This is a genomic window from Azospirillum griseum, assembly GCF_003966125.1.
GTDB classification, from domain to species: Bacteria; Pseudomonadota; Alphaproteobacteria; order Azospirillales; family Azospirillaceae; genus Azospirillum; species Azospirillum griseum.
The window spans coordinates 162558-176073 of the sequence record NZ_RXMA01000002.1 but is presented as its reverse complement, the minus strand read 5'-3'; the positions used below and the strand labels follow the sequence as shown (position 1 = coordinate 176073).

Here is a 13516-nt window from a genome sequence, read left to right as displayed (position 1 = left end):
GCCGTTGTCGCATCCGATCTCCCGCAGGAGCAGCAAAGAGGCGCGTCTGTGAAGCGAATGCGTGTTCATTCACAGACATCCGCTGTTGGATTATAAGAATCGTGAATTGCAAAGCCAACACGGAAACGGATCGGGTTTTCCCCAATTGGTGCCGGTGAACGCCTGTTTTTGATTGTTTTCCGTCTGTTCTTACAGCGCGGCCTGAACATTTTTGACAAATTGTGTCATGCCGACCTGTCGACGACGGCGCAGTCGTTCGGCGTGAAGAATGGCCGTCACCGCCGCGACGCTCTCGTCAACATCGCGGTTGACGATCACATAATCGTATTCGGCCCAGTGGCTGATCTCGTCGGAGGCTTTGGCCATGCGACCAGCGATGACCTCCGCCGAATCCTGCGCCCGGCCGCGCAGACGGCGTTCCAGCTCTTCTCCCGATGGGGGGAGAATGAAGACGCTGACCAGATCGTCGCGCGCGTTTTCGGCCAACTGCTGGGTGCCCTGCCAATCGATGTCGAACAGCACATCACGCCCGGCGCTCAGCGCCTCGTCCACCGCGCCGCGCGGAGTTCCATAGCAGTTGCCGAAGACGCGGGCGTATTCCAGGAAGGCACCGTCCTCCGCCATCCGGTCAAAGCGGGCCTGGTCGATGAAATGATAATCGACTCCGGACACCTCGCCGGGGCGCATGGCCCGCGTGGTGGCCGACACCGACATGGTGATGCCGGATTCCCGCTCCAGCAGGCGGCGCGAGATCGTGGTTTTGCCCGCCCCGGATGGCGATGACAGAACCAGCATCAGCCCACGGCGGGAGATGTCCTTCGGAGCGGTGGTGGATGGTGAGGGAATCGGGGCCATTGCGGGGTCACTCAATGTTCTGGACCTGCTCGCGAAGCTGCTCGATCGAGGCTTTCAGCGACAGGCCGATGCGGGTCAACTCCACGTCGGCGGACTTGGAGCACAGGGTGTTGGCTTCGCGGTTGAATTCCTGACAGAGAAAATCGAAGCGCCGACCGATGGCCCCGCCTTCGGCCATCATGTCGCGGGCGGCCTGGATGTGGGCGCGAAGCCGGTCCAACTCCTCCCGCACATCGGCCTTGCCGATCAACACGGCGGCCTCGTGGGCCAGTCGTTCCTCCGGCAGGGCCGGGAAGGCTCCCAGGATGGCCGCGACCTGCTGCCGCAGCTTCTCCCGCAACGCCTCAGGCTGGACCGAGTCGCAGGCGGCGGCGGCGTCCACCAACCGGGCGATCTCGTCCAAATGGCCGGTCAGGATGACGGCGAGTCGCGCGCCTTCGATCAACCGGTTGCCCGCCAACTGGTCGATCAGGGTCGACAGATCGGTTTTCAGCCCGGCTTCAAGCCGGTCGCGGGCGTCGGTTTCATCCTCTTCCACCGGTTCGATGATGCCGCGCACGGCCAGCAGCGAATCCAGGCGGGGCGGGGCGGCCCCGGCCCCTTCGATTTCGCGGGCCAATTCCAGCACCTGGGCCAACAGGTCGCGGTTGATGCGCAGCTGTGACACCGCCTGCGTGCGGGTGACGGTCAATGACAGGTTGACGTTGCCACGCGCCAGACGCTTGGGCACCTCGGCCCGCGCCTGCGCTTCGACGGTGTCGAAACCGGTCGGCATCCGGCACCGCACATCCAGGCTGCGGCCGTTCACGCTCTTGGCCTCAAACGTCCAGGAATAGCCGTCGCCATGCCCGTCGACGCGCGCGAAACCGGTCATGCTGGCGACAACAGGGTGATGTGCGGACAAGGCGGCGGCCTCCGGTGTATGGATGAGCGTGCGGTGTGGGCCGGTTATACCGGTGCCGCCATCCGGCAACAAGCGCGCAACAGAGAGGGCTGCATGCGGAACCCGCGATCTTTGGTCATCACCGGTGCGTCCAGCGGCATCGGCGAAGCGCTGGCCCTGTGTTACGCCGAACCGGGGCGGCGTCTGGCCCTCACCGGGCGTGACGCCGCCCGGCTTGATGCGGTGGCCGCCCGTTGCCGCAGCCAAGGCGCACAGGTCCTTGCCCGCGTTGTGGACGTCGCCAGCCGGGAGGAGATGGCCGACTGGTTGGCGATGGTGGACGACGACGCGCCGGTCGATCTGGTCATTGCCAACGCCGGAATCTCCGCCGGAACCGGTGGCGCGGTGGAGAGCGAGGAGCAGGCCCGGCGGATTCTGTCGATCAACATCGACGGGGTGCTGAACAGCGTCTATCCGCTGCTGCCCCGCATGCAGTCCCGTCGTCGAGGCCAGATCGCGTTGATGGCGTCCCAGGCCAGTTTTCGCGGCCTACCCGGCGCACCGGCTTATTGCGCCAGCAAAGCGGCGGTCCGGGTGTTTGGCGAGGCGATGCGCGGTGATCTGGCCGGGGATGGGGTGGGCGTGTCGGTGATCTGCCCCGGATTCGTCAAAAGCCGCATCACCGCCGCCAACGGCTTCCGCATGCCGTTTCTGATGGAAGCGGACGCGGCGGCGTGGGTGATTCGCCGGGGGTTGGCGCGCAACGCGGCACGGATCAGTTTTCCCTGGCCGATGGCGGCGGCGGTCTGGTTGCTGGCGCTGCTGCCACCCGCCTGGACGGATTGGATTCTGGCCCGCGCGCCCCGGAAGGGCTGACGGGGGGGATCCCATTGCCCCCAAAGACAACGCCAGGATGGCTTTTCAGCCCATCTTGGCGTGGGCGATGGCCTCGCGGACGCTGACGCCCTTGCGCAGGATGTTGTCCACAGCGCGGCCCTGCACGAGGCTGATCCCCATCTTATGGGCGTAGACGAGGCTGGACACGCTGTCGCAGCGGGCGAGGATGAATTTGCAGCGGTCCTGTTCGGCGATCCGGTCGCGGAAGAACTTCTCGAACGCCGGCTCCATCTCCAGCATGTCGTTCGACCAGAAGATCTTGGCGTAGTCGGCGTTCAGATACTCCAGATCGAAGTTCGTGACCCAGAAGGGATTCAGACCATCGACGGCAATCTGGTAACGGCGATCCTGCGCAAACTCGACCACCTCGTTGAACAGAGAGAGATTTTCGATCAGATCGCCCTTGGAGACCTCCAGCACCACCTGCCCACGGAAATCAATCGGCAACCGTTCGTCGAACTTAACGAAGCCGGTGGAGATGACCGTGGACAAATTGATGTTGATGCCGATCCGACGGCCGCGCATGAAACTCAACCCGTGATTGAGAGCGCGGAGAACCGACTGGTCAAGATTCGCGGTGAAGTAATTGAACAACCACTTGTTCGCGGTGATGTCGTATTCGGGGCACAGGCGTTCCTGAAGCAGCTTGATCGAGATGTAGAGTTCGAAGTACTCCATCTCGCTTTCCGAGCTGGATCCGATGTTCGCAATCGCCTGGTTGAACAGGAACGGCGACAGATCGAACATCTGCATCGACCGTTCGAGCTTACCCAACTCCTCCAGCGTGATCGGCGGCTTGGTTTCGGTGACGGCGTTGCCGGTTTCGCTCGCCTGCAACTCTTCGATGAAGCGGATGACGTTGATGAAATTCAACGCCAGTTCCATGATCGAATAGAGCGAATATTCCTTGTACGGGTTGGCTCCGGTCAGGGTGGTTTTGGACAGGAAGACCTGTTCCAGCTTCTGGCAGACGTCGGTGACGCCGGTCAGCTTCAATCCCTTGTAAAGGACGATGACGTCGCCGTTGGAGATGTTGAAGGGTTGCAGGTACGACGCCTTGCTGGCCAATTCCTGGATGATGGTGCGGACCATCATCTGACCAGCCGGGTCCTTGTCCTTCAACAGCGACAGATGCATGTGGATCAACCGCATGCCCTGCAATTCGCTTTTGGCGGAACGAAGCAGGTTGAGCAACTTGTCGTTGTCGAATTCAGGACGCTGGTCTTTGGCGGCGGCCACCGCCGCCTGCTTTTCCGTGGTGGAAAGGCGGACCCGGTCCCGTCCCATCGGTGGTTTTCCGCCAAACCTGCTCATTCCGTGTCTTCCCCCAAAGAAACCTTTTGTTCAAGCCGTCGCAATCAGCCTGCTTCATCACCGCTCAAACCCACCACCGCGCTCCACACCACCAGCCCCGATGATGAAGCCACGCAGTGGCCATTTTCGATACCTCGACGCGCGCGCGCGTCGGCAAAGACCCAGCCATCGACCCTGGTCGATTGTAAAAGGAACTTTCTTTAAGAAGCCCTTAAAGCGTGGTTAACGCTGAAATGCGACAAACACTCTCACGGTTGTCCTGTCCGCATCCAATCGACGCCATTGCAAATGGTCAAGTCTCCGCACACTCCGTTGTGGTGGTGTCAAGGGATGACCCAACCGGAACAATGCGCACGCGGCGATCCATAACCGCAAGCGCAATGCGGCCATGTTTCAGCGCCAGCGCATCGTCTCCGAACAGTTCACGCCGCCAGCCGTGAAGGGCCGGAACATCAGCGGTATCATCCGCCGCCATCGCTTCCAAATCGGCCGAAGACGCCACGAGTTTTGCCGCGACGTTGTGTTCATCACACTTCATCTTCAACAAAACGCGCAACAACTCGACGATGGGTTGCAAACCGGGGGGCGGTTCTTCGCGCGGCTCCACTCTGGGCAAATCACGATCCGGCAGATCCAGACCCGCCTGCACCGCAGCCAACACATCGGTTCCTTGGCGTCCTTCGGCGAAGCCGCGCCCCAGACCGCGCGTGCGGGCGAGGTCATCCACATTGGTCGGGGCATGGGCCGCGATTTCCAACAGCGCCTCGTCCCGCAGAACGCGCGAGCGCGGCTGGTCGCGACGCTGCGCCTCGCGCTCCCGCCACGCCGCCAGTTCCTTGAGGATCGCCATGAAACGCGGCTTGTTGGTGCGGACCTTCAGCCGCAACCATGAGCTGTCGGGATCCACCTGATAGGTGCGGGGGTCGGTGAGGATGGCCATTTCCTCCTCCAACCAATGCGACCGTCCCGAGCGGGCAAGGCGGCGCTTCAGCTTCTCGTAGGCCGGGCGCAGATGAATCACGTCCGACAGGGCGTAGGTCAGTTGCCGGTCGGTCAGCGGGCGGTGCGACCAGTCGGTGAAGCGGCTGGATTTGTCGATGCGTGCCCCGGCCAGCTTGGTGACGAGCGTCTCGTACCCCACGCTTTCGCCAAAACCGCAGACCATGGCCGCGACCTGGGTGTCGAACAAGGGGGTCGGAATGCGGCCTGACAGGTGCCAGAAGATTTCCACATCCTGGCGGGCGGCGTGGAACACCTTCAGAATCGCCGGGTCGTCCATCACCGCGTACAGAGGGGCCAGATCCATGCCCTCGGCGAGCGGGTCGATGGCGACCGCGCCGTTGGGGCCAGCGATCTGCACCAGGCAAAGCTGGGGCCAATAGGTCTTTTCCCGCAGAAACTCGGTGTCGACCGTGATGTATTCCGCCCCGGCCAGCGATTGGCAGAAGGCGTCCAGGGCGTCGGTGGTGGTGATGAGCGTCATGGTTGCTTCATACACGAGGCATCGGCCGCTTGAAAGCGTGCGCTTTGACCCGAACGGTCAGTCGGTGGTGTCGGTGGGAAAGGTCGCGTCGGCACCGCGCGCCGTCGCGGACGCCGCGTAGATGCGGCGGCGCAGATCGTTGATCGATCCCAACGGCTCATGCGCGCGCAGCGCGTTCCACGGGCTGAAGGCGACGCGCTCTCCCCGGTCGATGGTGTCGCGGACCGGTTGCGGCGGCAGGGTGAGTTGCGCGACCCGCTGATAGGGCCCGGTCCACGCCGGTCCATCCAGTTCCAGGGACTCGGCGTCGCCCTGTCGGAGTCGCACCAGAAAATCGAACAGGATGGGGCCGTCGTCGAGCCGGCTTTGCAGCTTTTCGGCAAAGCTGCGGCCCCGGGGACGCCGCAGGGTGGTGGGTGGCACCGGACAGCATTGAAACGTCATCGCACCGGACAGGCCCAGGCGGTAGGGGGCAATGCTGTGATAGATCATGCGGGACAGGTCGGGGGTGCGCGCGTGCTCAATCGCGACGGACAGCATGCTCTTCAGGCAGTCCCATCGGATCCGCCAGGGACGGAGTCCCGGCATCAGGTAAGAGGGCGCGATCAGGCTGAGCGGTGTGACCTGTTTGATTCCGTCCAGCGCCTGGAAAATGGCGACGGTGTCACGGACGGTGCTGGCGGGCAGGGTGGTGGCGTTGATCATCAGGAAATCCTGCTGCCCTTCCGGCGCGCCGTCGCACACCTCTCCCGGAACCCCGCGCAGTTTGATCGCCAGACCTCGGCTGTCAGGGTGTCGATCCTCCGCCAGCAAACCGCTGGAGAAGCGGACAAAGGCATCGTAACGGCCCGGCGCGGCGAACAACCCCTGACGCAGGGCCGGATCGGCGGGAGACTCGACGGTGAAGGTGCCGTTCAGGCAGGCGTGTCCCTTGTCATGGAGAATGCGCGGCAGGGAGCCATCCGGGCGCGGACGCTGAAAATTCCGCTGCATCAAGGCGACGAAAATGTCCCCCACAGCCCCCAGCGGGCATTGGGCGCTGTCGGTCGGCGGGCGCGAATCGGGACGGGGCATCAGCGGCCTCATGGAGCGGAGGGCAGGGGAAGGCTCACAAAGGTGCGTCTTTTTCGGCGTGCAACCGTTCGGGCATGCGGTAGCTGATGCCGCTGGCCTCGTGGAAGGAGACATCGAGCATGCGTTGGAACTGGCCGACCCGCCGCCGCGCTCCCAGCGTCGGCACCGCGCGGTACAGCCAGCGTTCCATCCGGTTGGTCCAGCGCAGAGCGGCGAGCACGCCAAAGGTCCGGCCCGGCGGGTAACGCAACCGGTCGGCCAGCTCATCGCCGATCAAGGCGCGGGAAATGGTGTAGATGCGCCGGACCAGCGCCTTTCGGGCATGCGGTGCGGTGATGCCCGCGACGACGGGGGCCGAGTTGATGAGTCCGTTCGCCAGGATGATCGATTCGATGTCCGGCGGTGGTTCGCAGAGCGCGCCGACGCGCTGCAACCGCAACGCCGAATCCAGATCGGTGAAGAGCAGGGCCGGATCCACTCCCATAAGCTGGCCCGAATAGCGCCAGATCATCATGAAGGACTCGCTCTCCTCCGCCGAGAGCGTCACGCCCAGGGCGCGGGCGCGTTCCAGAAGCAGGCCGGAAAAGGCGGCGGTGGCGTAGGCGATGTGCGCGGAGCTGAGCGGTGTTCCCCAGGCGGCGGCGTCCCAATCCTCCGACTCCGCCAGCAGGTGACGGATGCGCGCGTGGATCAGGCGGATGCGCACCGACAGCTTCCAGCCCTCGCCATGGCGTTCCAACCCGCCCGGCAGGAAGATTTCAACCAGATGCAGGTTGTTCTGCTTCAGCCGCCGCACGCCCTGGTCCACCAACCGCCCGGTGATGCTGAAGGATTTGGAGATCAGCGTGGAGAAGCCTTCCACCAGCACCGCCGCGACAAAGGCGCCCAGGAACATTTCCGAATTGCGGTGAAAGGCACGGCAACCGGGCAGCGCGCGGTCCGGGGAAAACCAGGGCGGTGGTGTTTCGATGTCGGCGAAAAAGGCGCGCACGGCGTCGGGCGCGTCGGACAGCGCGGACGGCCCGTCCTCGATCCCGCGCCGCATCCAGTCGCGTTGCAGCGGACCGGGGTGGGCGCGGAACGCCTCCATCACCGCGTCCGCCGCCGGATCGCCGATGGTGGTGTGGCGGACGTAAAGCGTGGCCAGATCGGCATCAATCCGTTGCGCGGTGGCAAAGCCGGTGCGGTAATCGCTGGGAATGATCATGCGGCGGCCCCCGGTGCCCGTTCCTGTCGATTGCGATCCTGTGGAGGCAGCCCATCCGGCGCAAGCGCCTTATGCCCGCTGCGCCGCGACCACAGGGCAATCGCTTGAACGAACGCTCATCGTTCCGCAAACAAGAATGGACGCGGATTTCACGGACAAAATGAGGGATTGCACGGATTTTCGACTCCAATGGCCTCCTGCATCCCGCCATGAGGTTTGTCGCCAGATCGGGAGCAAGGCAGATCGGGGGAGCGTTCCGCGAAATCCGTGAAAAAATCCGTGAAATTCGTGTCCATTCTTGTTTTGATCTGGTGCACGCTGCTTCAAGCGATTGCCTTGGCCGCGACCATGCGAAACGCGCCGGGCGGCTTGACATTCGCGCGCGTCCGGTGTGGTGTGTCGCACTCCATTTCCTTGCCGGAATCCGACCTTTTCAAGGTGTTTCGACCCATGCACCCCTACCGCACGCACACTTGCGGCCAGCTTCGTGAAGACAACGCCGGTGAGATCGTCCGCCTGTCGGGCTGGATCAACCGGAAGCGCGACCATGGACAGTTGCTGTTCATCGATTTGCGCGACCATTACGGCCTGACGCAGTGCGTGGTCGACACCTCCAACCCGGCTTTTGAGGTTGCCAACCGTCTGAAGCTGGAATCGGTCATCACCGTGACCGGCAAGGTGGTGACGCGCACGGCGGAAACCACCAACGACAAGCTGCCGACCGGCCGGATCGAATTGCAGATCGCCGACCTGGAGATCCAGGGCGAGGCGGAGCAAATCCCGTTGCAGGTCAACCAGGAGGCCGACACCGGCGAGGACATGCGCCTGCGTTACCGGTTCCTGGATCTGCGCCGCGAGCGCATCCATGAAAACATCCTGCTGCGGTCGCGCGTCATCGCGTCGGCCCGCCGCCGGATGATCGACCAGGGTTTCACCGAATTCCAGACGCCGATCCTCACCGCCTCGTCGCCGGAGGGTGCCCGCGACTATCTGGTTCCCAGCCGCAACCATCCCGGCAAGTTCTACGCCCTGCCGCAGGCCCCGCAGCAGTTCAAGCAATTGCTGATGGTCGCCGGGTTCGACCGCTATTTCCAGATCGCCCCCTGCTTCCGCGACGAGGACGCCCGCGCCGACCGCAGCCCGGGTGAGTTCTACCAGCTTGATTTCGAGATGTCCTTCGTCACCCAGGAAGACGTCTTCGCCGCCATCGAGCCGGTCCTGCACGGCATTTTCGACGAGTTCGGTGGGTTCCGCCGCGAGACCAAGCCGGTCATCGATCAGGCTCCGTTCCGCCGGATCAGCTACGCCGAATCGATGCTGAAATACGGCAACGACAAGCCCGATCTGCGCAACCCGCTGGTCATCACCGACGTGACCGAGGTGTTCAAGCGCGACGACGTGGAGTTCCGCGCCTTCAAGCAGACGGTGGAGAAGGGCGGCGTCGTCCGCGCCATCCGCGCGCCGAAGGTGTCCGACAAGCCGCGCAGCTTCTTTGACAAGCTCAACGACTGGGCGCGCGGTCTGGGCGCTCCGGGCCTGGGTTACATCATCATGGAAGGTGCGGCGGGCAAGGGACCGATCGCCAAGTTCGTCCCGGAGGCCGCCCAGGCCGCCCTGCGCGATCTGGTCGGGCTGGAAGACGGCGACGCCGTGTTCTTCGTCTGCGATCAGGTCGGCCCGGCGAGCAAGCTGGCCGGTCTGGCCCGCACCCGCATCGGCGAGGAGCTGGACCTCATCGAGAAGAACGCGTTCCGCTTCTGCTGGATTGTCGATTTCCCGATGTTCGAACTCGACGAAGAGACCAACAAGATCATCTTCAGCCACAACCCCTTCTCGATGCCGCAGGGCGGCCTGAAGGCGTTGCAGGAAAAGAACCCGCTGGAGATCAACGCCTATCAGTACGACATCGTCTGCAACGGCGTCGAACTGTCGTCGGGTGCCATCCGCAACCATCTGCCGGAAGTGATGTACAAGGCGTTCGAGATCGCCGGTTATCCGCCCGAGGAGCTGGAAGCGCGATTCGGCGGCATGCTGAGCGCGTTCAAGCTGGGCGCGCCGCCGCACGGCGGCTCCGCGCCGGGCATCGACCGCATCGTCATGCTGCTGGCCGATGAGCCGAACATCCGCGAGGTCATCGCCTTCCCGCTGAACCAGCGCGCGGAAGATCTGCTGATGCAGGCCCCGGCCCCGGTCGATCACGCCCGGTTGAAGGAACTGCATCTCAAACTCGACCTGCCCAAGCCGAAGGTCGCCGCGCCGCAGGCGTAAGGGGGCCGATCAGACACGTCGACGGATCGGGCCGCGCTGCACAGGCGCGGCCCGTTTCGTTCGGGCGGTCGCCCGTGGAGTGTGCATGGCTGCCCTGTGACAAGCACGGGAATCCCCGCAACCCCTGCGTCCACCCGTGTTTTTTCCCGCCATCGCTGTTGCCAAACCCGGATGGGCGGGCTATGAAAGCGCCGTCGTCAAAACCTCACGCGAGCTGGCGGACCCTTGGCTTTGCGCCGAAGGCCCGCTCCGGTGTTCACATCCGTGAACAGACGCTTGCGGCGGATCAACCGGAAAAAGGGATTTTTCCATGGCTATGCCCACCTTCACCATGCGCCAGCTGCTGGAAGCCGGCGTCCACTTCGGCCACCACACCCGCCGTTGGAACCCGAAGATGAATCAGTACATCTTCGGTGTGCGCAACGGCGTTCACGTCATCGACCTGGAACAGACCGTTCCGATGCTGCACCGCGCCCTCCAGGCCGTGCGCGACGTGGTCGCCGGTGGTGGTCGTGTGCTGTTCGTCGGCACCAAGCGTCAGGCGCAGGAGCGGGTTGCTGAAGCCGCCTCGAAGTGCGGCCAGTACTACGTCAACCACCGTTGGCTCGGCGGCATGCTGACCAACTGGAAGACGATCTCGCTGTCGATCAAGCGCCTGCGCGAGATGGAAGAGCGTCTGAGCGTTGACACCTCGGGCCTGACCAAGCGCGAAGTCCTGGAGCTGACCCGCGAGCGCGACAAGCTGGAACGCGCCCTGGGCGGCATCAAGGAGATGGGCGGCCTGCCGGACATCATCTTCATCATCGACACCAACAAGGAGTCGATCGCGGTCAAGGAAGCCAACAAGCTGGGCATCCCGGTCGTCGCGGTCCTCGACAGCAACTCCGATCCCGATGGCGTGGCGTTCCCGATCCCCGGCAACGACGACGCCCTGCGCGCGATCGACCTGTATTGCGACCTGGTGATCGGTTCGGTCCTCGACGGTCTGCAGGCTGAAATGAGCGCCGCTGGCATCGACGTCGGTGCCCGTGAAGACGCTCCGGCCGAGCAGCTGCCGGAAGAAGACGCCGCCGAAGCCGCCCAGGCCTGAGCCTGAGCGACGAAGGGGGCAGCCGGGCCTGTTCGATGGCCCGGCTGCCCTTTTTGTGTGGCGCGACACCCGTTTTTTGTTCATGACGATCACGCGGTCCGACGAAGGATCGCTTGCCAAGGAAGAGGGCGCAACATGGCCGAGATTACCGCCTCGCTCGTTAAGGAACTGCGCGAGAAGACCGGCGCGGGCATGATGGATTGCAAGAAGGCGCTGAACGAGACCCAGGGCGATCTGGAAGGCGCGGTTGACTGGCTCCGCAAGAAGGGCCTTGCCGCTGCCGCCAAGAAGTCGGGCCGCGTCGCCGCCGAAGGTCTGGTTGCCGTCGCCACCGAAGGCACCAAGGGTGCCGTCGTCGAGGTGAACGCCGAGACCGATTTCGTGGCCCGCAACGACAAGTTCCAGGGCTATGCCGCCACCGTCGCCACCCTGGCGCTGGCCGGTTCGGGCGACGTGGAGGCCCTGAAGGCCGCCGCCTATCCGGGGACCGCGCACACCGCCCAGGATGAGCTGACCGCCCTGATCGCCACCGTTGGCGAGAACATGAACCTGCGCCGCTCGATCACCCTGTCGGTCAACGCCGGTGTGGTCGTCAGCTATGTCCACTCGGCGATCGCGCCGGGCCTGGGCAAGATCGGTGTGCTGGTCGCGCTGGAATCGACCGGCGACGCCGCCAAGCTGTCCGATCTGGGCAAGCAGATCGCCATGCACATCGCCGCCGCCCGTCCGGAAGCCCTGGACATCGCCGACGTCGACACCTCGGCCCTCGACCGCGAGCGCAACGTCCTGATCGAACAGGCCCGCGCCACCGGCAAGAAGGAAGAGTTCATCGGCAAGATGGTCGAAGGCCGCATCCGCAAGTACTACGAAGAAGTGTGCTTGCTGGAGCAGGTCTACGTCATCGACGGTGAGACCAAGGTCCGCAAGATCGTTGAGAACGCCGCCAAGGACGTCGGCGCTCCGGTGACGCTGACCGCGTTCGCCCGCTTCGCGCTGGGCGAGGGCATCGAGAAGGCCCAGAGCGACTTCGCCGCTGAAGTCGCCGCGACCGCCGCCGGTCAGGCCTGATCCAGACGGCGCTTCCGGCCGCAAGCCGCATTCCGCAACAGCACAGGAGCGTTTCCCCCATGGTCGAGACCACCGGGACCACCGCGCCGAACAGCAACCGTTACAAGCGGGTGCTTCTCAAGGTGTCGGGCGAGGCGTTGATGGGTCAACGCGACTACGGCCTCGATCCGGATATGGTCAACCGCGTCGCCAACGAGGTGAAGGCGGTGATCGAGCTGGGTGTCCAGGTCTGCCTGGTCATCGGCGGGGGAAACATCTTCCGTGGTGTCAAGGGTGCGGCGGGCGGCATGGAGCGCGCCTCGGCCGACTACATCGGCATGCTCGCCACCGTGATGAACGCGCTGTCGATGCAGAGCGCGTTGGAACGGATCGGTGTGACCACCCGCGTGCAGTCGGCCATTCCCATGTCGTCGGTGTGTGAGCCGTACATCCGGCGTCGTGCGATCCGTCACATGGAAAAGGGCCGTGTGGTGATCTTCGCCGCCGGAACCGGCAACCCCTTCTTCACCACCGACACCGCCGCCGCGCTGCGCGCGTCCGAAATGGGTTGTGACGGGCTGTTGAAGGGCACGCAGGTCGATGGCGTCTACACCGCCGATCCCAAAAAGGATCCGAACGCCGAGCATTACGACCGTCTGACCTACATGGATGTCCTGACCAAGGATCTCCAGGTCATGGACGCGTCGGCGATTTCCTTGGCGCGCGAGAACCACATCCCCATCTTGGTGTTCTCGATCCACACCCCTGGTGCTTTCGCCGAGGTCATGCAAGGCCGTGGCAAGCACACCATCATCACGGAAGAAAGGGAGTAGACCCGTGGCTGCGCCCGACATCTCGGATCTCAAGCGCCGCATGGAAGGCGCGCTTGAAGCGTTTCGCAAGGAATTGACCGGTCTGCGCACCGGTCGTGCGTCGTCCAGCCTGCTGGAGCCGGTCACGGTCGAAGCCTATGGCAACCGGATGCACCTGAAAGAGGTGGCGACGGTGTCGGTTCCCGAGCCGCGCCTCATCAGCGTGCAGGTGTGGGACCGTGGCATGACCAAAGCTGTGGAAAAGGCCATCCGGGACTCCGGTCTGGGCCTGAACCCGCAGGCCGAAGGCCAGGTCATCCGCGTGCCGCTGCCCGATCTGACCCAGGAGCGCCGCGCCGAGTTGGCCAAGGTCGCCAACAAATACGCCGAGCAGGCGCGCGTGGCGGTCCGCAACGTCCGTCGCGATGGCATGGATGGTCTGAAGAAGGCCGAAAAGGCCAGCGAGATCACCCAGGACGAGCACAAGACCCTGGCCGACAAGTTCCAGACGTTGACCGACCAGCATATCAAGATGGTCGACGACGCGCTTGCGGCCAAAGAAAAGGACATCATGCAGGTCTGATTC

General features: G+C 64.0%; 12 protein-coding genes. 6 read left to right on the top strand and 6 right to left on the bottom strand.

The genetic code is table 11. The annotated features are described in order from the left end of the window. Nucleotides 1-189: 189 nt before the first annotated feature. On the bottom strand, nt 190-855 hold the full coding sequence (gmk, locus tag EJ903_RS03430; RefSeq protein ID WP_126612148.1) for a guanylate kinase: 666 nt from the start codon (nt 853-855) through the stop codon (nt 190-192). Nucleotides 856-862: 7 nt separating this feature from the next. Continuing rightward, nucleotides 863-1729, bottom strand: coding sequence for a YicC/YloC family endoribonuclease (locus EJ903_RS03425; protein ID WP_126612146.1), 867 nt, complete (start codon nt 1727-1729; stop codon nt 863-865). A gap of 123 nt (nt 1730-1852) precedes the next feature. Between EJ903_RS03425 and EJ903_RS03420 the strand changes: the two genes are divergently transcribed. After that, nucleotides 1853-2614: an SDR family NAD(P)-dependent oxidoreductase gene (locus EJ903_RS03420; RefSeq protein ID WP_126612144.1), complete on the top strand. Its 762-nt coding sequence runs from the start codon at nt 1853-1855 to the stop codon at nt 2612-2614. A 45-nt stretch (nt 2615-2659) separates the two neighbouring features. On the opposite strand, the gene EJ903_RS03415 is transcribed toward EJ903_RS03420, so the two are convergent. From EJ903_RS03415 to EJ903_RS03400, 4 genes are all read right to left on the bottom strand, one after another. Continuing rightward, nucleotides 2660-3922 (bottom strand): EAL domain-containing protein, encoded by a 1263-nt coding sequence (locus EJ903_RS03415; protein WP_246015154.1) that lies wholly within the window; start codon nt 3920-3922, stop codon nt 2660-2662. A gap of 319 nt (nt 3923-4241) precedes the next feature. Further along, nucleotides 4242-5432: a ribonuclease D gene (rnd, locus tag EJ903_RS03410; protein ID WP_126612140.1), complete on the bottom strand. Its 1191-nt coding sequence runs from the start codon at nt 5430-5432 to the stop codon at nt 4242-4244. Between the two features lie 57 nt (nt 5433-5489). Then, on the bottom strand, nt 5490-6506 hold the full coding sequence (locus EJ903_RS03405) for a catalase family protein (RefSeq protein WP_126612138.1): 1017 nt from the start codon (nt 6504-6506) through the stop codon (nt 5490-5492). Nucleotides 6507-6540: 34 nt separating this feature from the next. Further along, a complete protein-coding gene (locus EJ903_RS03400) occupies nt 6541-7713 on the bottom strand; it encodes an oxygenase MpaB family protein (protein WP_126612136.1) in 1173 nt (390 codons plus the stop codon). 450 nt (nt 7714-8163) lie between these two features. Here EJ903_RS03400 and aspS point away from each other — a divergent pair, with 450 nt between their 5' ends. The 5 genes from aspS to frr all read left to right on the top strand — a co-directional run bounded on the left by aspS (nt 8164) and on the right by frr (nt 13513). After that, nucleotides 8164-9981: an aspartate--tRNA ligase gene (aspS, locus tag EJ903_RS03395; protein ID WP_126612134.1), complete on the top strand. Its 1818-nt coding sequence runs from the start codon at nt 8164-8166 to the stop codon at nt 9979-9981. Between the two features lie 310 nt (nt 9982-10291). After that, complete coding sequence (gene rpsB / locus EJ903_RS03390; protein WP_126612132.1) at nt 10292-11071, top strand: 30S ribosomal protein S2; 780 nt, start codon at nt 10292-10294, stop codon at nt 11069-11071. A 135-nt stretch (nt 11072-11206) separates the two neighbouring features. Next, nucleotides 11207-12139 (top strand): translation elongation factor Ts, encoded by a 933-nt coding sequence (gene tsf, locus EJ903_RS03385; protein WP_126612130.1) that lies wholly within the window; start codon nt 11207-11209, stop codon nt 12137-12139. A 59-nt stretch (nt 12140-12198) separates the two neighbouring features. Further along, nucleotides 12199-12951, top strand: coding sequence for a UMP kinase (pyrH, locus tag EJ903_RS03380; RefSeq protein ID WP_126612128.1), 753 nt, complete (start codon nt 12199-12201; stop codon nt 12949-12951). A 4-nt stretch (nt 12952-12955) separates the two neighbouring features. Next, nucleotides 12956-13513: a ribosome recycling factor gene (gene frr / locus EJ903_RS03375; protein WP_126612126.1), complete on the top strand. Its 558-nt coding sequence runs from the start codon at nt 12956-12958 to the stop codon at nt 13511-13513. The last annotated feature ends 3 nt before the right edge of the window (nt 13514-13516 follow it).

What these genes read in the sequence shown, in the direction of transcription:
- tsf (WP_126612130.1), top strand. Translation starts at nt 11,207, where the DNA reads ATGGCCGAGATTACCGCCTCGCTCGTTAAGGAACTGCGCGAGAAGACC.
- rnd (WP_126612140.1), bottom strand. Translation starts at nt 5,432, where the DNA reads ATGACGCTCATCACCACCACCGACGCCCTGGACGCCTTCTGCCAATCG.
- EJ903_RS03400 (WP_126612136.1), bottom strand. Translation starts at nt 7,713, where the DNA reads ATGATCATTCCCAGCGATTACCGCACCGGCTTTGCCACCGCGCAACGG.
- gmk (WP_126612148.1), bottom strand. Translation starts at nt 855, where the DNA reads ATGGCCCCGATTCCCTCACCATCCACCACCGCTCCGAAGGACATCTCC.
- EJ903_RS03425 (WP_126612146.1), bottom strand. Translation starts at nt 1,729, where the DNA reads ATGACCGGTTTCGCGCGCGTCGACGGGCATGGCGACGGCTATTCCTGG.
- EJ903_RS03420 (WP_126612144.1), top strand. Translation starts at nt 1,853, where the DNA reads ATGCGGAACCCGCGATCTTTGGTCATCACCGGTGCGTCCAGCGGCATC.
- aspS (WP_126612134.1), top strand. Translation starts at nt 8,164, where the DNA reads ATGCACCCCTACCGCACGCACACTTGCGGCCAGCTTCGTGAAGACAAC.
- EJ903_RS03415 (WP_246015154.1), bottom strand. Translation starts at nt 3,922, where the DNA reads ATGGGACGGGACCGGGTCCGCCTTTCCACCACGGAAAAGCAGGCGGCG.
- EJ903_RS03405 (WP_126612138.1), bottom strand. Translation starts at nt 6,506, where the DNA reads ATGCCCCGTCCCGATTCGCGCCCGCCGACCGACAGCGCCCAATGCCCG.
- pyrH (WP_126612128.1), top strand. Translation starts at nt 12,199, where the DNA reads ATGGTCGAGACCACCGGGACCACCGCGCCGAACAGCAACCGTTACAAG.
- rpsB (WP_126612132.1), top strand. Translation starts at nt 10,292, where the DNA reads ATGGCTATGCCCACCTTCACCATGCGCCAGCTGCTGGAAGCCGGCGTC.